The 21,032-nt window shown below is 40.4% G+C and carries 18 protein-coding genes, 1 tRNA gene and 1 pseudogene; 10 read left to right on the top strand and 10 right to left on the bottom strand.

Going from position 1 to position 21,032, the window contains the following annotated elements; genetic code table 11:
• Nucleotides 1-96: 96 nt before the first annotated feature.
• Nucleotides 97-1,065 carry an alpha/beta fold hydrolase gene (locus AMD27_RS11650; RefSeq protein WP_067660680.1) on the bottom strand — a complete coding sequence of 323 codons (969 nt, stop codon included), beginning with the start codon at nt 1,063-1,065 and terminating at the stop codon, nt 97-99.
• Nucleotides 1,066-1,174: 109 nt separating this feature from the next.
• Between AMD27_RS11650 and AMD27_RS11645 the strand changes: the two genes are divergently transcribed.
• Entirely contained in the window at nt 1,175-1,504 is a 330-nt protein-coding gene (locus AMD27_RS11645) for an MGMT family protein (RefSeq protein WP_067660677.1), read from the top strand.
• 133 nt (nt 1,505-1,637) lie between these two features.
• Here AMD27_RS11645 and AMD27_RS11640 read toward each other — a convergent pair whose 3' ends face one another.
• Nucleotides 1,638-2,084 carry a universal stress protein gene (locus tag AMD27_RS11640; protein ID WP_067660674.1) on the bottom strand — a complete coding sequence of 149 codons (447 nt, stop codon included), beginning with the start codon at nt 2,082-2,084 and terminating at the stop codon, nt 1,638-1,640.
• A gap of 255 nt (nt 2,085-2,339) precedes the next feature.
• On the opposite strand from AMD27_RS11640, the gene AMD27_RS18755 reads away from it, so the two are divergent.
• A complete protein-coding gene (locus AMD27_RS18755; protein WP_171254759.1) occupies nt 2,340-2,615 on the top strand; it encodes a hypothetical protein in 276 nt (91 codons plus the stop codon).
• On the opposite strand, the pseudogene AMD27_RS11635 reads toward AMD27_RS18755, so the two are convergent.
• A pseudogene (locus AMD27_RS11635) lies at nt 2,575-3,748 on the bottom strand (IS3 family transposase). The gene AMD27_RS18755 and the pseudogene AMD27_RS11635 overlap by 41 nt on opposite strands.
• Nucleotides 3,749-3,985: 237 nt before the next feature.
• On the opposite strand from AMD27_RS11635, the gene AMD27_RS18920 reads away from it, so the two are divergent.
• Nucleotides 3,986-4,159: a hypothetical protein gene (locus AMD27_RS18920; RefSeq protein WP_212846447.1), complete on the top strand. Its 174-nt coding sequence runs from the start codon at nt 3,986-3,988 to the stop codon at nt 4,157-4,159.
• Between the two features lie 30 nt (nt 4,160-4,189).
• On the top strand, nt 4,190-4,483 hold the full coding sequence (locus AMD27_RS18915) for a hypothetical protein (protein WP_067660668.1): 294 nt from the start codon (nt 4,190-4,192) through the stop codon (nt 4,481-4,483).
• Here the strand turns inward: AMD27_RS18915 and AMD27_RS11620 are convergent.
• The 6 genes from AMD27_RS11620 to yhbY form a co-directional block, all read right to left on the bottom strand.
• Nucleotides 4,478-5,101: a CatB-related O-acetyltransferase gene (locus AMD27_RS11620; protein WP_067660665.1), complete on the bottom strand. Its 624-nt coding sequence runs from the start codon at nt 5,099-5,101 to the stop codon at nt 4,478-4,480. The two genes, AMD27_RS18915 and AMD27_RS11620, sit on opposite strands and share 6 nt — an antisense overlap.
• Before the next feature lie 296 nt (nt 5,102-5,397).
• Nucleotides 5,398-5,874: a transcription elongation factor GreA gene (greA, locus tag AMD27_RS11610; RefSeq protein ID WP_067660660.1), complete on the bottom strand. Its 477-nt coding sequence runs from the start codon at nt 5,872-5,874 to the stop codon at nt 5,398-5,400.
• Nucleotides 5,875-5,969: 95 nt separating this feature from the next.
• Nucleotides 5,970-9,203 carry a carbamoyl-phosphate synthase large subunit gene (gene carB / locus AMD27_RS11605; protein WP_067660657.1) on the bottom strand — a complete coding sequence of 1,078 codons (3,234 nt, stop codon included), beginning with the start codon at nt 9,201-9,203 and terminating at the stop codon, nt 5,970-5,972.
• A gap of 14 nt (nt 9,204-9,217) precedes the next feature.
• The gene (carA, locus tag AMD27_RS11600) at nt 9,218-10,360 is read right to left on the bottom strand and encodes a glutamine-hydrolyzing carbamoyl-phosphate synthase small subunit (protein ID WP_067660654.1); all 1,143 of its coding nucleotides are present in this window, start codon (nt 10,358-10,360) and stop codon (nt 9,218-9,220) included.
• 883 nt (nt 10,361-11,243) lie between these two features.
• A complete protein-coding gene (locus AMD27_RS11595) occupies nt 11,244-11,783 on the bottom strand; it encodes a DOMON-like domain-containing protein (RefSeq protein WP_067660651.1) in 540 nt (179 codons plus the stop codon).
• 9 nt (nt 11,784-11,792) lie between these two features.
• A complete protein-coding gene (gene yhbY / locus AMD27_RS11590; RefSeq protein ID WP_067660649.1) occupies nt 11,793-12,116 on the bottom strand; it encodes a ribosome assembly RNA-binding protein YhbY in 324 nt (107 codons plus the stop codon).
• Between the two features lie 199 nt (nt 12,117-12,315).
• Here yhbY and rlmE point away from each other — a divergent pair, with 199 nt between their 5' ends.
• The 5 genes from rlmE to AMD27_RS11565 all read left to right on the top strand — a co-directional run bounded on the left by rlmE (nt 12,316) and on the right by AMD27_RS11565 (nt 18,524).
• Nucleotides 12,316-12,966, top strand: a complete 651-nt coding sequence (gene rlmE, locus AMD27_RS11585; protein WP_067660647.1) for a 23S rRNA (uridine(2552)-2'-O)-methyltransferase RlmE — start codon at nt 12,316-12,318, stop codon at nt 12,964-12,966.
• A gap of 132 nt (nt 12,967-13,098) precedes the next feature.
• Nucleotides 13,099-15,000 (top strand): ATP-dependent zinc metalloprotease FtsH, encoded by a 1,902-nt coding sequence (gene ftsH / locus AMD27_RS11580; RefSeq protein ID WP_067660645.1) that lies wholly within the window; start codon nt 13,099-13,101, stop codon nt 14,998-15,000.
• A 182-nt stretch (nt 15,001-15,182) separates the two neighbouring features.
• Entirely contained in the window at nt 15,183-16,034 is an 852-nt protein-coding gene (gene folP / locus AMD27_RS11575; protein ID WP_067660643.1) for a dihydropteroate synthase, read from the top strand.
• A gap of 341 nt (nt 16,035-16,375) precedes the next feature.
• A complete protein-coding gene (locus AMD27_RS11570) occupies nt 16,376-18,067 on the top strand; it encodes a vWA domain-containing protein (RefSeq protein ID WP_416202818.1) in 1,692 nt (563 codons plus the stop codon).
• Nucleotides 18,068-18,212: 145 nt separating this feature from the next.
• The gene (locus AMD27_RS11565) at nt 18,213-18,524 is read left to right on the top strand and encodes a DUF5713 family protein (protein ID WP_067660637.1); all 312 of its coding nucleotides are present in this window, start codon (nt 18,213-18,215) and stop codon (nt 18,522-18,524) included.
• A gap of 385 nt (nt 18,525-18,909) precedes the next feature.
• Here the strand turns inward: AMD27_RS11565 and AMD27_RS11555 are convergent.
• Nucleotides 18,910-18,995, bottom strand: a tRNA-Leu gene (locus tag AMD27_RS11555).
• 206 nt (nt 18,996-19,201) lie between these two features.
• On the opposite strand from AMD27_RS11555, the gene AMD27_RS11550 reads away from it, so the two are divergent.
• Nucleotides 19,202-20,968: an alkaline phosphatase D family protein gene (locus AMD27_RS11550; RefSeq protein ID WP_067660631.1), complete on the top strand. Its 1,767-nt coding sequence runs from the start codon at nt 19,202-19,204 to the stop codon at nt 20,966-20,968.
• Nucleotides 20,969-21,032 lie beyond the last annotated feature (64 nt).

The following is a 21,032-nucleotide window of genomic DNA, read 5'->3' as shown; positions in this document are numbered from 1 at the left end:
ATAAATATCATGCGAGCAAAAGGTATAACGAAAACTTAAAGTGATAAAAAGCGATCAAAATTTAAAAGATATTTGATGCGCTTTAGATGTTGAAATTTATTTTAATGGAGTCAGAAATTTTAAGTAATGCTGCACCAGAATTTGCTCTTGCTCAAGTAAAGGCATATGACCTACGCCTTTTAAAATAATCGGATCTTGAGCATTCTTGAGCAGTCCTTTTAACTCGGCTGCGGCTTCAACATTGATAATTTGATCTTTTTCACCCCAAATAATTAATGTGGGTAAATCAATAGATCTGGCTGCCAGTGCAAAGGTTTCAGGGGTATAACTTTTTGACATCAGGATTAATTGTTCAACCAGTTTTGTGGTATTGGCCACATTTGAAATCATCAATTTTTCTTGTTCGACTTTAAGCTCATTAGGAATGAATGGTGGAATTTGCGCCGCAATTTTAAATAATCGATCAAAATCTCCTGGTTTGGATACGATGAAATTTCTCAGCAGATTTGGATCTTTTAAATAGGGCGTATTGCCAGATTTAAATACCCCAGCGCTGTCTATAAGCAGTAAGGATTTAGTGTCTAACGGATACTGTGCCGCGTACAGTAAAGAGACAGCACCACCCATGGAATGACCTGCCACATGTAAACTTTTATCGATCTGTATTGCTTCAGCAAAGCGGCGTAATTTTTCAGTTAAATTGGGAATAGAATAGTCAAAGTCACTCGGAACACGGCTGTCACCTTGTCCTGGCAAGTCTGGAATAATCACATGGTAATGGAGTGTTAAATAACGTGCGACGCGATTCCAGTTATCTCGACTACCCGCAAGACCATGTACCAGTAGCAGTACAGGTTTGCCTTTGGTACCGCCTTCACTATAAGCCCAATCAATCTCTGCGACTTTCACGCGCTTACTGCTAAGTCCCGCCCAAGCACGTTCTTGTTGCAAAACACTTTGAATATTAATACTGGATGCGGCAAAGCTTTCGATAGGGGATACAGTCATTACCGTACCTAAGCTCAGTGATGCCGCGAATAAAAGATGCTGTAAATTCCGTTTCATTTTTATACTCTTGGATTGTTATATTATTAGAATATTGAGATTAGGCTAAGCATGCTCAAAATACATTTGCCAAGCGGCGTCACCCTTTTCGTTTCAGGTCAACTCTCATATGACAACACACAACTCTTCAGATGAATTGGCACAGATCATTTTAAGCACAGTTGCGCTAATTCCATATGGCAAAGTCGCAAGTTATGGTCAGATTGCTGCGCTGGCAGGATTACCTAGACATGCGCGATTAGTCGGGCGTGTCTTGAGTCAGATGGATGCTTCGAGTGAATTGCCATGGCATCGGGTGATTAATGCACAAGGAAAAATTAGCCTAAGTCGACTGGATGATTTTGGCTATAACGAGCAGCAAGCCAGATTGATTGCGGAAGGGGTAGGGATTGTAAACGGCAAGATTAGTTTTACAAAGTTTGGCTGGCATACAGAGTAAGGTAAAATTTTTAGATGCGTTTGATCTGGAATATAAAACATCCATCATTTTAAATGCATGTTGCATAATAAAAATCCCCAACCACGTATGGCTGAGAATTTTGGGTTTTGATTGATGTGATTTTTCTGGAAAGTTAAGATTGTTGCTTGACCACAAAGACAGGAACATTGACTTGTGTAATTAAGCTTTGTGCCACACTGCCCATCAGTAACTTTTGGAAGCCGCTACGACCGTGAGAGCTAATGACCACTAGATCGATATTTAGCTCTTCCACTGCTTTTATGATGGTACGGTGAATACTTTCGCCTTCAAGCATTTTTGTTTCGACCTGTACGCCTGCTGCTTCAAACTGTGCTTTGGCAGCATCGATATTGCCTTGAATAAATTCGCGAGCACGTTCAATCATAACATTGGACTGACCTTGAGATAGATATTCCGCTGCAATATATGGGTCTAAGGTCATAACCTGTACCACAGTGATTTTACTGTTGAATGCTTTTGCGAGTTCAGCAGCGTGTTTTACAACGTTAAGGGCAATTTCCGAACCGTCTACTGGTACGAGTATATTTTGGTAAGCCATGTCAATCTCCTTATCACCGTTATTAAAATCATTCACAAAAACTAAAATTAAAAATTATTCTTTCACCTTGATCATATACTTAATTTTTAGAAAATAAAACCAAGTAAAAACATAGGGATAATTGGTCTAAAGTTATTCATTTTATTAAATTTATGTTGAATATTTAATTTTTTTTTCACAATTTAATACATAGTAAATTATTAGAGTTAACATAAAAATTTACTATGGAAAATAATCAATTAAGCTGGGGAAAAGATGAGCTCTAATCCGCGTGAGAAGTTAGTACGAGAATGGAGAAATGGCGGAGTTGAAAATATTGAAGAGTCTATATGGAGTTCTTCGATTCAACAGTCTGATTTATTTAGAATTCGAGATTTTCTAAGAGTTAATAGTTTTAGATATTGTGATGTCAGTATTGTAAGACCACCAGATGAAAAGATCGAGCGAATTAAATTTAAAACTCATTATGATGTAAGTGGTCAATGTGATCCTAGACAGTATCGTGGACAATCGATCCCTCTAAACTCTTAAAATATTTCTGTTCAAAGGCTTCTGGGCTTAACCATCCGTTTGCAGAATGCCTTCTGACCCGATTGTAATAAATCTCCATATAGTCAAACAAGACAGCATTCACCTCTTTTCGAGTGGCAAATACACTGCCATGTATCACATGGCCTTTCAATGTATGAAAGAAGCTTTCGGTCACTGCATTATCCCATGAGCAGTATACTGCGCAAGGCCTCGTCTAGACATACTTTGAATACAATCATTTGTCAGTAATAGTGTTCTAAAATCACGACTACAGTACTGACTGCCTTGATCCGAATGAACCATAACACTTGTTGGATAACCCTGACGAGCAAGTGCATAATTAAACGTATCACATACCAATTGGCGGTCGATTCGATGGCTAGTTTGCCACCCTACAATACGACGACTAAATAAATCTAGCATTACACATAAGTACAACCAACCCTCTTTGGTTCGGATATAAGTAATGTCTGTTGTCCAAACTTTATTAGGTTGAGTCACTGTAAATTGGCGATCCAATAGATTAGGTGCTGTAGGCAAACGATGATTTGAATCAGTCGTATGCTTGTATTTACGTGTGATCTTGCTCCGTAAACCAAGCTTTTTAAGCATTCTTCCAACGGTTCGTTCACTCATGCGATAACCTAAATCATGCATGTCATGTACCAATGACGGTGCACCCAAGCGCGCATGGTGCTGCCAATATACGACTTTTAAATCATTGTATTTCTGCGCTGTATTCGCTTGGCGTTTCCGCCATGCATAATAGCCTGAAGTACTGACACCTAGGCATTTACAGGCAGAAGCAACAGAGATTTCCTTCGCATCCAAATCTTGAATTACCGTGTACTTTTCTTGGCATGATCTGTCAGAAAGTACACATGCGCTTTTTTTAAGATGTCATTGGCTTCCCTGAGTTGTTTGATTTCTTTTTCTAATTCCAATATCCGCTGTTGTTCAGGAGAAAGTTGACGTTTGCTTGAACCGACTGGATTGGTTTTACGAATCCATTTGTCTAATGTTGAATAACCCACACCTAATTTCTGGGCGATTGCAGCTACAGATTCATGTGAGTTTGAAAGTGCATAATCAATTGCTTGTTGTTTGAATTCTGGACTAAAGCGTTTAGCCATTTTTATGTCTCCAAAGTTAACATTACATTATCTTTAGAGGGATTTATTGTCCATTATTTTGGCTAGGATCAATGTTTCAATACAAATTATCAGATCTCAATTCCAGCAAATAGTAATAATTTAAAACTCACCATTGGGCTTGAGAGTGAATTAAAAAATCAACAGTGTCAGGATAAGACCCTTTATATAATTAACAGTTTAAGAATTTTATTTGGAGTACCTTTAGCTAGGGAATTAATGTTTACGACATTAAGTGATATAGATAAATTTATTACAGCAGGGTTTAGTTCGGAATTGGGTTATGCTTCAAATTTTGATACTCAGCATTTAAATTTTTTCAATGGTATTGAACATAGTCAATTAAGAAAATTGCCAATTGATGCTTTGATTCTATTGGATAAAGCCTTCTAGCAAAAATTCCCTAATGAACGTTTTATTCTAATGTGGGTTGCTTTTGAAGCAATAATTAACTCAATTTATGTATCGGATCAGAATGGAAGTAAAAGAGTTAAATACTTTAAGGAAGAATTAAAGTCTACTGTTGTTAATGATGAGGTGTATCGTTTATTCAAAATTAGATGTGATGTTTTTAAAGAGGGTAAATTTAAACATACTAAATTTGATGAAGAAAATTGGTCTTTATATAAAGCGATACAATTAGCGATTTTAAAAGATTGTCCACAAAGATTAGCCTTTCTGAAAGGCTATGAGAGTGAGATTATCGCTAGATTATAGTCTTTCCAAATATTGCACTAACTTGCTAACATCATCCGTCTGTAACTGCTCACGCATTCTTAAAAACTGCTTTTCATCTAAATCATACAGTTTTAGCGAAAGCAGTTTTTCTATATCTGCTTCAGGAAAACGATATTTAATGATTTGAGCAGGAACACCACCCACCACAGCATAAGGTGGTACATCTTTAGTCACCACAGCACCTGTTGCCACGACAGCACCTTCACCCAGTGTGACACCTTGCATAATCATGGCACGCGAACCAATCCAACACCCATCACCAATAATCGTATCGCCAGCAGGCACAAAACTACGGGTATCAAATGGAAAAGCAGAGATCCAATCCGTTTGATGCAACTGATTACCACCCATCATAATTACGCATTCCGCACCAAAACAAACGAAGTTGCCGATATAAAGCTGATCAATAGGTTTCTCAATTGTTGACTGCTTGTCATGTAAATAACGCACCACACAACGTTCAAATCCCTGATCCCAATACGCTGAATAATAAGAATAATTTCCTTGAATATGAATATTCGGATTTTTCACAGTTTTGGAAATAAATTCGAATTCGCACCAGTGTTTGACTGGGGAGTTGATCAGTTGTTGAGACATGGGATAAAGACGTTGGGAGGGTTGAGGGATTATAGCGTAGTTAAGCTCCTCTTTTCCAAAGAGGGATTTAGGAAGATTACTATACGCATTTCTACCCGACTCTCTGTTCAAAGCAGAGGAAATATCCATCCGAATCATGATTTATTTTTGAAATCCATCTACTGGCAACTGGATTTTAAGAAAATCATTTATATAGGTAATGAAAGCTCCCTCTACTTATGGGAAAGGGTTAGGGTGAAATATAAAAATAAAAAACCCCTCAAAAGAGGGGCTTAAAGTTAATAGCTATCTAAAAATTAAAGATATTCAACTTTTATGATTTCGTATTCAACTTCACCATTTGGTGTTTGAATTTTAGCATCGTCGCCTTCGCTTTTGCCCAAAAGACCACGCGCAATAGGTGAGTTCACAGAGATCTTGTTGATCTTAAAATCTGCTTCATCATCACCCACGATTTTGTAGGTCTTTTTCTCTTCCGTGTCTAAGTTTTCTATTGTGACTGTGACACCAAAAACAACGCGACCATTCTTCTCAAGAGAATGAACATCAATCTCCTGAACTGCGCCCAATTTACCTTCGATGTCTTGGATACGACCTTCACAGAAGCCTTGTTGCTCGCGAGCCGCATGGTATTCTGCATTTTCTTTTAAGTCCCCATGTTCACGTGCTTCAGCAATCGCTGCAATAATACGTGGACGGTCAACTGACTTAAGTTGCTGTAATTCTTTCTCTAAGGCAATTTTGCCTTCAGGTGTCATAGGATAACGTATCATTGTTGTCCCTCAAGTTATGTATTTAAAAAAATACGATGTCTATAAATGAAAAAAAGCCCGCCACCGATAAGGTGGCGGGTCTTATCGGAAGCGTATTAACCTACAGTTTGCAAGTCTTGCAAGCGGTATACATCCATTGGTAATTGAATTGCTAAAGCTTGGCACACAGCATCAGCGCCATTCAAGGTCGTTGTGTAATACACTTTGCCTTGAAGAGCAGAGCGACGAATCGAGAACGAATCTTCCTGCGCTTGTTTGCCTTCTGTGGTATTGATAATGAGGTGAATCTCGCCATTTTTCAAGCGGTCGACGATATTAGGACGACCTTCTGTGACTTTATTCACACGTTCACATTCAATACCCGCATCTTTAATCACATCATAAGTACCGCCGGTTGCGATCACTTTGAAGCCTAAATCTACCAGTTTCTGAGCAATACCGACCGCACGTGGCTTATCTGAATGACGCACAGAAATAAAGACGTGCTTCACTTCGCCAGCTGTTGGTTTACCTGGTAAACGGTCATTTGAGCCTAACACAGCTTTATAAAACGCTTCACCAAATGTTTTACCAACGCCCATCACTTCACCCGTAGACTTCATCTCAGGTCCGAGAATTGGGTCAACACCAGGGAATTTATTGAATGGGAACACCGCCTCTTTTACAGAGAAGTAAGTCGGGATAATTTCTTTGGTGAATCCTTGAGATTCTAAAGATTGACCCGCCATACAACGTGCAGCCACTTTCGCTAAAGATTCGCCAATACATTTAGAAACGAACGGTACGGTTCGTGATGCACGTGGGTTCACTTCTAGAATATAAACGTCTTCGCCTTTTACTGCAAACTGAACATTCATCAAACCAATCACGCCCAGCTCTTTTGCCATTGAGACTGTTTGACGGCGCATTTCATCCTGAACGTCTTTAGATAAAGAGTAAGGCGGAATTGAACATGCTGAGTCACCTGAGTGAATGCCAGCTTGTTCGATGTGCTGCATAATGCCGCCGATCACCACGTCTTTACCGTCAGACACACAGTCCACGTCCACTTCAATCGCGTCATCTAAGAAACGGTCAAGCAGGACAGGGGCTTCGTTTGATGCTTGAACTGCATCGCGTAAGTAGCGTTTTAGTTCTTCGTCGTTATAAACGATTTCCATCGCACGACCACCGAGTACATAAGATGGACGCACAACCAGTGGATAACCCACTTTAGATGCTTCAGCCATGCCTTCTTCAGCAGATTTAACAATGCTGTTGTTCGGTTGACGAAGTTGCAGACGTTGAATCATTTGTTGGAAACGTTCACGGTCTTCAGCACGGTCAATCGCGTCAGGCGACGTACCAATGATCGGAGCGCCAGCTTCTTCCAAAGCACGAGCCAATTTCAAAGGTGTTTGACCGCCGTACTGCACGATAATGCCTTTAGGCTTCTCAATACGTACGATTTCTAAAACATCTTCAAGGGTAATCGGTTCGAAGTACAAACGATCTGAAGTATCATAGTCAGTAGACACCGTTTCAGGGTTACAGTTAACCATAATGGTTTCATAACCATCTTCACGCATAGCAAGCGCTGCGTGTACACAGCAGTAATCGAACTCGATGCCTTGACCAATACGGTTCGGTCCACCACCAATGACCATGATCTTGTCACGGTTCGATGGTTTCGCTTCACATTCGTCATCGTAAGTTGAGTACATGTACGCCGTATCAGATTCAAATTCTGCTGCACAGGTATCTACACGTTTGTAAACAGGGTATACGCCCAAGTTCCAACGATGTTTACGGAATTGCTTTTGAGAAATGCCCATCAAGTCCGCAATACGAAGATCTGACAAACCTTTGCGTTTGAATGCGCGGATGTTGTCTGCGTTTAAGTCGCCAAAACCTAGCGTTTTAATTTGCTCTTCGGTTTTGATGATGTCTTCGATTTGAATCAAGAACCATTTATCAATATTGGTTGCTGCAAAGACTTCGTCTAGGGTGAAACCATGACGGAATGCATCACCAATGAACCAAATACGCTCAGGACCTGGTACTTTGAGTTCTTGAAGAATCTTGTCGTGCGCGCCTTCAGTACCCACTTCAAGTTTTTCGTCAAAACCACACACGCCGACTTCTAAACCACGAAGGGCTTTATGCATGGATTCTTGGAAGTTACGACCAATCGCCATCACTTCGCCCACAGATTTCATCTGCGTGGTGAGCGTTGCATCAGCTTGTGGGAATTTCTCGAAGTTAAAACGAGGAATTTTGGTTACGACATAGTCAATTGATGGCTCAAATGATGCAGGCGTTGTACCGCCAGTAATATCATTTTTTAATTCATCAAGGGTGTAGCCGACTGCCAGTTTCGCCGCAATTCGAGCGATCGGGAAGCCTGTTGCTTTTGATGCCAATGCAGATGAGCGTGATACACGCGGGTTCATCTCAATGATCACCATACGGCCATCTTTCGGGTTAATACCGAACTGAACGTTCGAACCGCCAGTTTCAACACCAATTTCACGAAGCACCGCTAAAGATGCATTACGCATTAATTGATATTCTTTATCCGTCAATGTTTGCGCAGGCGCAACCGTGATGGAGTCACCCGTGTGCACGCCCATTGGGTCGAAGTTTTCAATCGCACAGACAATGATGCAGTTGTCATTTTTGTCACGAACAACTTCCATCTCATATTCTTTCCAACCAATTAAAGATTCATCGATCAATAATTGTTTGGTTGGAGAAAGATCGAAACCACGTTCACAGATTTCAATGAATTCTTCGCGATTGTAGGCAATACCACCGCCTGAACCACCCATCGTAAAGGATGGACGAATGATCACAGGGAAGCCAAAACGTGCCTGAATCTCAAGCGCTTGTTCCATTGATTCTGCAATGTCGGCTTTTGGACATTCGAGACCAATTTTACGCATCGCGATATCGAACAGTTTGCGGTCTTCGGCTTTTTCAATCGCTTCTTTACTCGCACCTATCAATTCAACATTGTATTTTGCAAGAATGCCATGCTCATCAAGGGCAAGGGCACAGTTCAGCGCCGTTTGACCACCCATCGTTGGGAGGACAGCGTCTGGACGTTCTTTTTCAATAATTGCTGCAACAGTTTGCCAAGTGATTGGCTCGATGTATGTTGCGTCTGCCATTGAAGGATCAGTCATAATTGTGGCTGGGTTAGAGTTCACAAGAATAACGCGGTAACCTTCTTCACGAAGCGCTTTACATGCTTGAGCACCCGAATAATCAAATTCACATGCTTGGCCGATGACAATCGGACCTGCACCAATAATTAAGATGCTTTTTATGTCTGTACGTTTAGCCATGATCGCTTCCTTAATTACTTCTGAGATGCTTCGATAAGTTCGATGAAATGATCGAACAATGGTGCGCAGTCATGAGGACCAGGGCTTGCTTCAGGATGACCTTGGAAACTAAACGCTGGCTTATCTGTACGATGAATCCCTTGTAGGGTTTGATCGAACAAAGATTTATGCGTTGCTTTCAAGTTTGCAGGTAAAGAGTCTGCATCGACTGCGAAGCCATGGTTCTGAGAAGTAATCATCACGATACCCGTCTCTGTATTTTGTACAGGATGGTTGGCACCATGGTGGCCGTGAGGCATTTTCACAGTTTTTGCACCTGAAGCAAGTGCAAGAATTTGGTGACCCAAGCAAATACCAAATACAGGAATATTACGAGCGTCTTCTACAATTGTTTTTACAGCTTCAATCGCATAATCACACGCCGCTGGATCGCCAGGACCATTTGACAAGAATACGCCATCTGGATTCAAAGCAAGCACATCAGCTGCAGGAGTTTGCGCAGGCACGACAGTCAATTTACAACCGCGGTCTGCGAGCATACGTAAGATGTTGGTTTTGACACCGTAATCGTATGCAACGACGTGAAATTTAAGTTCTGGTTTCGAGAAACCTTTGCCCAGTGTCCAAGAGCCTTCCGTCCATTCGAAGCCGGTCGGATCACAACATTCTTTTGCCAAATCTAAACCGTTAAGACCACCAAAAGCGCGCGCTTTTTCTAACGCCTCTGCTTCTGTGATGTTCTCACCAGCCAAGATACAACCGTTTTGTGCGCCCTTGTCACGTAAAATACGAGTCAATTTACGCGTGTCTATATCTGCAATAGCAACAACATTGTGTTGCTCTAGGTATTCACCTAAGGATTGCGTTGAACGGAAGTTGCTATGCAATAAAGGAAGGTCACGGATAATTAAACCGTTGGCCCATACTTTATGAATTCGACCGGATTCCGCGTCTTCATCATTACAACCTGTATTACCAATATGCGGGTAAGTCAGTGTAACAAGTTGCTGTGCATAACTTGGGTCAGTCAAAATTTCTTGATAGCCAGTCATGGCAGTGTTGAAAACGACTTCGCCAGTCGTACTACCCGATGCGCCAATAGAAGTACCTTTAAAGATAGTTCCGTCGGCAAGGGCTAAAATTGCTGGGGTGCTCAAACCAAAGCTCCTGAAATTTAGGCTGTAAAAAAGCGAGAAGACGAAAAAAAGGAAGGCTATTTTTAAAACCCACCCTCCTATGTCTGCTCGCTTGAACTTAACACGGCATTATACGGAGTATGCAGGCTAAAGTCCATGCCAAATGCGAATGTCTGTTGATTTAAATCGCTTGTATTTTGATGAAAACTCTGTTTTTTATTAGATTGCTAAAATTTAAGAAATAGATAATCACTTTACAATTCAAAAGTTAAATTTTATCACTTCACGCTAAGCTGAAATTTTTAGCTTTAAAAACATCAAGATCATGAATGCTAAAGATAAAAAATCTGCTTTAAAAAGAAACGCAATAAACCGATATAGAAAACTCATGCTTAAAAGCCAGAAGCATTGGGTCAATACTTTGAAAATGCTTTAAAACACATCGATCACGTATATTGCATGAGGCTCAGAACAATTTGATCCATTTAACTAAGCAGTGGTTAGAAAATGGATAAAATTAAACGCAAACTTTAAAAAAATTTATTCGATAAACTCAAACGGATGAAAGAGTAGGTTGGTTTTTCGCAAAAAGATTCAATTGAGTTGAAACTTGGGTAAAAGACGAATTAAGTGTGGTTTTGGATGAGCTGAGTCAGTTGGTCAAAGCGTTTCAAGTAGACCTCATTCAAATTTCATATAAACGTAAAGTCCGTATTGCTGACGGTTGACACATTGAAGCGCTCAAAAGCACATATAGTGGATGCATGGCAAAAGGTTTCTACAAAAGACCAGAAGGGGGGTATCTACGCAGTGGCGCTGAGTCATCTTAAAATTCAGGCAAAAAAAAGTGAGGTAAAGCCTCACTTTTTGATCAATATCTACATTTAATTAAAAATGCCTGACATTAGAACACATGTAACCAGTCACGCTTATTATGAAAGTCCGCACTTGGACTGCTATGTTGCATCGCATAATAACGATCAGCATTTTCTGTTTTAAACACAGCTGATAAACCCAAAAACATATCTGACCATTTCAGCTTATGGTTCATCATAAAAGCAGATAAATCTACACTAACATTTAAACCATAATGGGTTTTTTTCAATTGATTGATGCCGATATCAAAAGCTGCCTGTGGTGGCATATCTTCAGGATAGCGATATTCTTCAAATTGATAGGCTTGCCACGCTTCTGAGGGAGAAAGATTAATCTCACGATAAAAATCTTCACCCCGAACACCGATGAAGATTTCAAAGCACGTGTCTTGCCAGAGGAAATCTTGACGTGGATTGTGAGCAATCAAATCAGGATAGATAATCATCTGATTCGGGTCGCGTACCCAAAAACCCACATTTAAGCTGGTTAAACCTTGTTGTTCAACCGCACCAACAACAGAAATCGATTGAAATCGGCGATCAAAATCGCTTAATTCGTAACTTGCCATAAAGCTAAATTAGTTCGCAGCGTTAGCGAAACGAACAAGATTCGAAAGCTTAGGATTTTGTTTCACTGCCTTTTTGTAAAGCAGCACAATTTTACCAATCGTTTGTACAGTTTCAGCTTCTGTTTTTACAGCAATGTCAGCAATGATCGCTTGACGAGCTTCGCGATCTTCACCTGCAACTTTCACTTTAATCAACTCATGGTCGTTTAAAGCACGGTTGATTTCTTCAATGACATTTTCACTCAAACCTTGACCGCCAAGCATAACCACTGGGCTAAGTGCATGTCCGATTTGACGCAAACGTTTGCGTTCTTGAATAGATAAAGCTGCCATAAAGATAAAACCTGATTTTGAAAACGACTCAGTATAGCAAATCCTAGATTCAAACGCTGTAGATTCTGTAGAAATATTCGATGGTGTTAATTTTAAAAATCATTCATTCAGATCTGCATTTAGATACAGATGGATACTGCATCATCACGTTTTTTCACGTACAATTAACGACTAATTGTTGTTAAGTAAATAGAGAGTTATGGCTACACGCATTACCAACCAAAAGTTATCTAAAAGTAGTCGTGATTGGATGAGAGAGCACTTAGACGATCCTTATGTGAAAAAAGCACAGAAGGAAGGCTACCGTGCGCGTGCAGCTTATAAACTCCTCGAGATGCAAGAAAAGTACAAAATTATTAAGCCTGGTATGACGGTGGTTGATTTGGGTGCAGCACCAGGAAGCTGGTCACAAATTGCTGGTAAATTGGTGGGTAGCAAGGGTTTATTGATTGCATCAGATATTTTAGAAATGGATGCATTGACCGATGTAACCTTCCTACAAGGTGACTTTCGTGAAGAGGAAGTTTTCGAAAAATTGTTAAATCTTTTAGATGGACGTGTCGTAGACGTTGTAATTTCAGATATGGCCCCCAATACATCAGGTAACAAAGCAGTAGATCAGCCTCGTCAAATTTACTTGTGTGAACTGGCGCTTGATTTTGCCAATAAGGTTCTAGGGCCAAAAGGGCAATTCGTGGTAAAAGTTTTCCAAGGAACTGGTTTTGATGAGTTTCGTAAGCAAGTCGTCGATAGCTTCGATGTGTTAAAAACATCTAAACCGTTGGCTTCACGTGCCCGTTCAAAAGAAGTGTTCTTAATTGGACAGGGACGTAAAAAAGCTTTACGTTAAAGTTTACTTGCCAAGCGCTTCGAAATTGTGCATTTTGTACAATTTTAAAATATTACAAGCTGTTTACTAGCTTTTGGTTAGGGTCATCCGCTTTTAGGCATGATCAAATTAGATTGATATGGGAATAAAGCTTTGAGCGATCTCTTCAAAAATGCCATTTTGTGGCTTGTTATTCTTGGTGTGCTGATTTTAATCTTCAGTAACATCAGTGACCGTGATAAGCCTGCTGCACTAAATTATTCAGAATTTATTGTGGCGGTCAATGCCGGTCAAATTAAGCAAGTCATCATTGACGGCGAAAGAATAAGTGGCGAAAAAACAAACGGCTCTCCTTTTGAAAGCATTCGCCCAGCAGTTCAAGACCCAGAATTGATGCCTAATCTCATCAAAAACAATGTCGTTGTTGAGGGTACTGCACCACAACGTCAAGGTTTACTGATGCAACTTCTGATTGCAAGTTTCCCTGTTCTTTTGATCATTTTGTTATTCATGTTCTTTATGCGCAACATGGGTGGCGGTGCTGGTGGTAAAAACGGCCCAATGAGCTTTGGTAAATCTAAAGCCAAAATGTTATCTGAAGACCAAATCAAGATCACTTTTGGCGATGTTGCTGGATGTGATGAAGCAAAACAAGAAGTTGTTGAAATTGTTGATTTCTTAAAAGATCCAACCAAATTTAAACGTCTCGGCGCAAGTATTCCCCGTGGTGTTTTGATGGTGGGTCCTCCAGGTACGGGTAAAACTTTACTTGCTAAAGCCATTGCAGGCGAAGCCAAGGTTCCATTTTTCAGTATTTCTGGTTCTGACTTTGTTGAAATGTTTGTGGGTGTGGGTGCGTCCCGTGTTCGTGATATGTTTGAACAAGCCAAACGCCATGCACCATGTATCATCTTTATTGATGAAATCGATGCAGTAGGTCGTCACCGTGGTTCAGGTACAGGTGGTGGTAATGATGAGCGTGAGCAAACATTAAACCAGATGCTCGTAGAGATGGATGGTTTTGAAGGCAATGAAGGTATTATTGTCATTGCTGCGACGAACCGTGCCGATGTACTGGATAAAGCCTTACTTCGTCCGGGTCGTTTTGACCGTCAAGTGATGGTTGGTTTGCCTGACATTAAAGGTCGTGAGCAGATTCTGAATGTGCATTTGAAAAAATTACCTTCAGTAACGGGTGTGGATGTACAAGTGCTTGCACGTGGTACACCAGGCTTCTCAGGCGCGCAATTGGCAAACTTAATTAACGAAGCGGCACTGTTTGCAGCACGTCGTAATAAGAACACTGTCGATATGCATGACTTTGAAGATGCAAAAGACAAGTTGTACATGGGTCCTGAGCGTAAATCGATGGTGATTCGTGAAGATGAGCGCCGTGCGACTGCGTATCACGAAGCAGGTCATGCCATTGTTGCTGAAATGCTTCCAGGTACAGATCCTGTGCATAAAGTCACGATTATGCCGCGTGGTTGGGCATTGGGTGTGACTTGGCAGCTGCCTGAACATGACGTGACCAGTCACTATAAAGACAAAATGCTGAATGAACTTTCTATCCTTTTTGGTGGTCGTATTGCCGAAGAAGTGTTCATTAATCAAATGTCGACAGGTGCATCAAATGACTTTGAACGTGCAACCAAAATGGCACGTGCAATGGTCACTAAGTATGGTATGTCTGACAAAATGGGCGTGATGGTCTATGAAGATGATTCACAGCAATCATTTATGGGCAGTATCGGTAGCCGTACTATTTCGGAAACCACACAGCTTGAAATTGACCGTGAAATCCGTCGTATCTTAGATGAGCAGTACAAAGTTGCGCGTGATATCTTGGAAAATAACAAAGATATCGCACATGCAATGGTGAAAGCGTTGATGGAATGGGAAACCATTGATCGTGATCAAATCCGTGACATCATTGAAGGTCGTGAGCCTCAACCGCCGAAAGTCTATATTTCGGATAATCCTGTCGTGGATCTGATTAAAGTAGATGAAGGTTTGACCACACCGCCACCATTGCCATCTTTACCTAAAATTTAAGAGCTGATTGAAAAAAACCACCTTCGGGTGGTTTTTTTATGCGTTCAGTTCTTCAATTTTAAATATCAAAAATACGAATCCAAACGATTGCTGTGGCTCAGCTCTAGCTTTTAATGAAAAACTATTTTGAAATTTGAATTAATCGTTAGAATAAGCTGTGTTTATTTTAAAAAGTCTGGCGTATGCAATTGGTACCTTTACCGCAAAAAAAGCTTCAATGTGGATCAAAACAACTTGATCTCTCACAGCCACAGATTATGGGAATCTTAAATGTCACCCCAGATTCGTTTAGTGATGGTGGACAACATAATGGTAAAGCGCAAGCAGTCGCACATGCAAAACAGATGATTGCAGATGGTGCGACCGTGATCGATGTTGGCGGAGAGTCGACGCGCCCAGGAGCGAGTGGCGTCGATGTAGCTGAAGAAATTAGGCGTGTTGTACCTGTGGTTGAAGCTTTAGCGAAATTAGATGTGATCATTTCAGTGGATACCTCACAACCAGACGTGATTCGAGCGGCAGTGAAGGCGGGTGCGCATATATGGAATGATGTGCGTGCTTTAACACGTCCACACGCACTCCAAACAGCGGTTGAGCTTGAGATACCTGTGATTATTATGCACATGCGTGGTGAGCCCACCACGATGAATGGCTTGGATCAATATGACGATGTCACGATTGATGTGATGCATGAATTACAACAACGTGTAGATGATGCACTTGCTGCTGGAGTGAAGTCAGAAAATATCATGGTTGATCCAGGCTTTGGCTTTGCCAAAAATGCCCAACAAAATCTAAAACTACTCCGCGAGTTATATCAGTTAAATCAGCTGGGCTACCCAATACTCTCCGCACTGTCACGCAAGCGCTTTATCGGTGAGGCTCTTGACGGTGCTGATGCGAAAGATCGAGCAATTGGTTCTGTTGCAGCGCATTTAATCAGCGTGCAGCAAGGTGCAAGTATGGTCCGAGTACATGACGTGAAAGCGATGTCGGATGCGCTGAAGGTCTGGATGGCAACCATGCGTGCCTAGTCTATTATTGAACAGCGTGTGAAGTATCAGGCATTGAATTTTGGTGTAGCCGCTTTGATTTTTTAAATAGGTCTAATTCATATAACAGCAATAGTGAAATATGGGCTTTTGTTGTTATATTTCATTAGCTACTAAACGTCTGCTAATCTCATGACACATAAGAGTGATACCAGTGATAAGAGCCATGTATGCAAATCATATTGCGCGTACTCAAGCTGTATTATAAAAATAGCCAAATAACATAAAAACCAAAGCATAATCCCATCAGAATCCAGTCAGAATCAAATAAAAAAGGATAACAAATGAATCAGTATCATCTTCTCCCTTTAACACTGCGTATGTTGAGCTTAAGTACTGCAGTACTTGCAATTTCAGCGTGCTCAACGCAGCTAAAAAATACTCAAACTGCACAAGAATCTGTTGCGATGATTGAAGTCGCTGATGCTTCAAGTGCTGCGACAGCACCGATGGTTCAGCCAATGGTGAGAGCGGCGCCAAGCCCAGTTTCGGCTAGAAGAGTGGGGATGGGTCGTCCTGATAGTGGTCAAGGTGTGGGTCGTGGTGGTTTGGCAAGCGTGGATGGGTATATCGTTCCGAGTGAGCGTGGGCATGTCCCGCAAATAGATAGCGAAAAGTACCAAAGCAATGCAGTTAATCCAGTGAAAAGTGTTACACACGATCCGGTTTCAACCTTTAGCATAGATGTAGATACAGGGAGCTATTCGAACATCAGACGTATGCTGCTCGATGAGGGGCGTTTACCTCCAGTCGATGCAGTGCGAATTGAAGAACTGATTAATTACTTCAATTATCAGTACCCGCAGGTCAAATCTGTACATCCTTTTACTCTAAACACCGAAACAGTGGATTCGCCTTGGCAACCCAATGCAAAGTTGATCCGCATTGGAATCAAAGCTACTGACGTAGAGTATAAGAAACTGCCGCCTGCAAATTTGGTCTTTTTGGTTGATGTATCAGGCAGTATGGATGAACCCAATAAGCTACCTTTGGTTAAAAAAACCTTAAGGATTTTGACGGAGCAACTCAGACCTCAGGACAAAGTGACCATTGTTAGTTATTCAAGTGGTGAGCAATTGGTGTTGGCGCCCACATCAGGAAGTGAAAAGGATCAAATTTTAAAAGCGATTAATCAATTGACTGCGGGTGGTGCGACCTCGGGTCAGCGCGCAATTCAAATGGCGTATGATCAAGCCAAGAAATCATTTTTTAAAGAAGGCATTAATCGCATCTTAATCGCAACCGATGGTGATTTTAATGTCGGAATTACCAACTTTGAGGCCTTAAAAGGTATGGTCGCTGAAAAGCGCAAGTCTGGAATTTCTTTTACCACATTGGGATATGGTACTGGAAACTATAATGAGCAATTGATGGAGCAGTTGGCAGATGCAGGTGATGGTAATTACAGTTATATCGACAATGAAAAAGAAGCGAAAAAAGTGGTACAGCGTCAACTAAACTCAACACTCGCTACCGTTGCACAAGATGTCAAAATTCAAATGGAGTTTAATCCAGCTACGGTCAAGGAGTACCGCTTGGTGGGTTATGAAAACCGCATACTGAAACAGGAAGATTTTAACAATGATCAAGTGGATGCAGGAGATATTGGCGCAGGGCATACAGTGACGGCATTGTATGAAATTATTCCTGTAGGTCAAGTTGGTTGGTTAAACGATTCACGCTATCAAAAAACTCAAAATGTTGACACAAAGTCTGGTGAATTTGGCTTTTTAAACTTGCGTTATAAGTTACCGGGTCAAAGTAAAAGTATTTTGTTCAATCAAGCGATTTCTAAAGTCAGTAAACCTCTGAGTCAAGCGACGCAAGATACACAGTTTGCAGTGGCGGTTGCAGCCTATGGTCAGCAGCTGAAAGGCGGTCAGTACAATGCAAAAATGGATTGGAATGAAATTCAACATTTAGCCAGTAAGAATGCCAAATCTGACGACTTCGGTTTAAAGGCGGAGTTGTTAGATCTGATTAAAGTGACAAAAAGTCTCAGTCAGGGAAAATGAGTATTTTAAGATTATGATTATGATAAGAATGACTTAGTTATACTGATTTTTTTTAATACGCGCTAAATCTTGTTTTGGGTTGGTTAATTGTTCACATTATGTTATACAAGCTCGGTTTTTGTTATTGCTACGTGTGAGCTTTAATATGTTTAATGATTTACTCCTCCCGATGTTTGATGATGAATATTATCCCGATATTCTTGTTGCTGAAGTTAAACAACTGATTGTGCAGTTTGCTAAAAAAATCGCGAAAGTGAATTCAGATTTTGATATTTACAAACTTGCCAGAGAAACAGTCTCTGAAATTAATGAAATGAAGCCTCAGTTTGAGGATTTAGATTCATCACTCGATGATACTGCTGCAGATTATATTGCTGAAGCTTTGATGATGGTGGTGCAAGATGAAGGTTATCTTGAAATAGAGCTTGAAGAATTGGTATCAAATAGAGAGTGGTAAGTCACTCTCTATTTTTTTTGTCTCTTAAAATTTTATAACTTTCGTTAATTGAATCAATATAAGATTGTTCCGTGTATATGTGTTGATTAAGTATGCTTTGAATTGAATATAAGTAGACCCTGATAGAGATAATACTATCATCTAGAGTGGGGAGTCGACTTAGGGGGTATTTAAAGTCATTAGCCTTCGAGTCAGTACGAGGGTTGAAGCTTAAGGTAAATTGTACAAAGCTATCATGTTGATATTTTTGGGGAATATCGATATTTTCAAAATCTCTAGTGTCAATTGTTCGCATTTTAGATCTTCTTTTTTTTATGAATTGTAAATAGAAAAAAACCAGCCTAAGCTGGAAATTTTATTGCACCATTTTTCTGTAGTAGAAAAATGGTGCCCGAGGCCAGACTCGAACTGGCACGCTTTGTGGGCGGGGGATTTTAAATCCCCTGTGTCTACCGATTTCACCACTCGGGCATGTGCGCAATCATAGAGGACGAAATAAAGCTTGGCAAGTCAAAATGTAGTTAAATGCTTTGTTTTTATTCAATTTGCGTATTTAGGGTTGAAATTTAATTCATTTAAAAGCAGTCTGAGCTGAATTGTCATCATATATTCATTAATTTGATATCAATCTTAAATAAATTTGCCCTAGTTTAAATGAAAATTAGGGGATAATTTTGATGACCATTAAACTTTCACGTCGAGCACTTATTCAAAAAACATTGGCCAGCTTTGGTGCTTTGTCTATACCTGTGGGTCTTACGGCATGTGGTGATTCAGAAAATGAAAATTCAATATCAAAGTTGAATATCCAGTTTTTACATGGTGTTGCTAGTGGTGATCCGCTTAAAGATCGAGTGATCTTATGGACTCGAATTACTGTGGACGATCAAACTGTCAGACCTGAAGTGATTTGGGATATTTCTTTAGATCAGAATTTTACCCAAATCATCAATACAGGGAAGGTGCAAACATCACTTGCTCAAGATTTTACAGTTAAGGTGGATGCCAATAAGCTAAGATCAAACCAAAAATATTTCTATCGTTTTCGTTTTGGTAATGTCATTTCAGCGATTGGTCAAACTAAAACACTCCCAGAAACAACCTCCTCGGTAAAATTTGCGGTGTGTTCGTGCTCCAATTATCCAGCGGGTTATTTTCATGTTTATCGCGAAATGGCGAAACAAGAGGTGGATGTGGTTATTCATCTTGGGGATTACATTTATGAATACGGTCAAGATGGTTATGCCACAGAAGATGCAAAAAAATTAGGGCGTTTATTGGCTTCCGATAACAATAAAGAAATAATTAAGTTGGATGATTATCGTAAACGTTATGCACTGTATCGAAGGGATGTTGATTTACAAGCACTACATCAACGCCATCCCTTTATTGTGATTTGGGATGATCACGAATTAACCAATGATACTTGGAAAGAGGGCGCTGAAAATCATCAAGCCGATGAGGGGAGTTTTGTTGATCGTAAGTTGGAGGCATTACAGGCGTATTTTGAATGGATGCCGATTAGACCGATTGCCCAAAATGATCATTTGAATATTTATCGCCAATTTGATTTTGGTTCGCTGGTACAACTGAGTATGCTCGATACTCGAATTATTGCTCGAGATAAGCAGTTGGAATATTCCAATTACATGACTGCAGCAGGTTTAGATGTGCATAGATTTCAGACGGATTTAACCCTCCCAACACGGACTTTAATGGGCTATGCGCAACGTGAATGGTTACAGAAAAAATTAGAACAGTCTACCGCGATGTGGAATGTACTGGGACAGCAAGTATTGATGAGTAAAATGTTGGTTCCTGCTGAATTATTGATGTCTTTGGCAGCCATTACCTCAGGGAATGCAAGCGCTGAAGCTTTGTCTAAAATGAGTGCTCAAATTGCGGAACTGGTCAATCTAAAAGTTAGGTTGTTGAAAGGAGACCCAACATTAAGTGTGGGGGAAAAAGCACGTATCACCACAGTTGCTCCTTATAATCTGGATGCTTGGGATGGTTATTACGCTGAGCGCGAAATAATTTACGCAACTTTAAAAAAATTGAATAAAAAAGTCGTGGTTTTATCTGGGGATACGCATAATGCATGGTCTTCAGATTTACATACGCAGTCTGGTGATAAAGTGGGTGTAGAGCTGGCGACGAGTTCGGTTTCTTCGCCGGGAATGGAGAAATATCTCAATATTCCTTTAGCGCAATTACAACAATTCGAAATGGCATTTACCACCTTAATTGATGAGCTGAATTATACCAATTTGAATCAAAGAGGTTATTTAAAAGTGAGTTTCACAGAGCAAAGAATGCTGTCTGAGTGGATCTTTGTAAATACGATTAAAGATCAACAATTTCAGGTGGACACCAGTCGGAATTATATTCTGATTACTGACCCAAATTTAGTACAGATTCAAGATGTACGGAAAATCGCATAAATACCCTATTTATCAGGTGACTCTGCACATAAGCTTGGGGTTAAAACCAAGTTTAAACCCTTGG

Source organism: Acinetobacter sp. TGL-Y2 (genome assembly GCF_001612555.1).
Classification (GTDB): Bacteria; Pseudomonadota; Gammaproteobacteria; order Pseudomonadales; family Moraxellaceae; genus Acinetobacter.
This window is presented reverse-complemented; position numbering and strand designations above follow the sequence as displayed.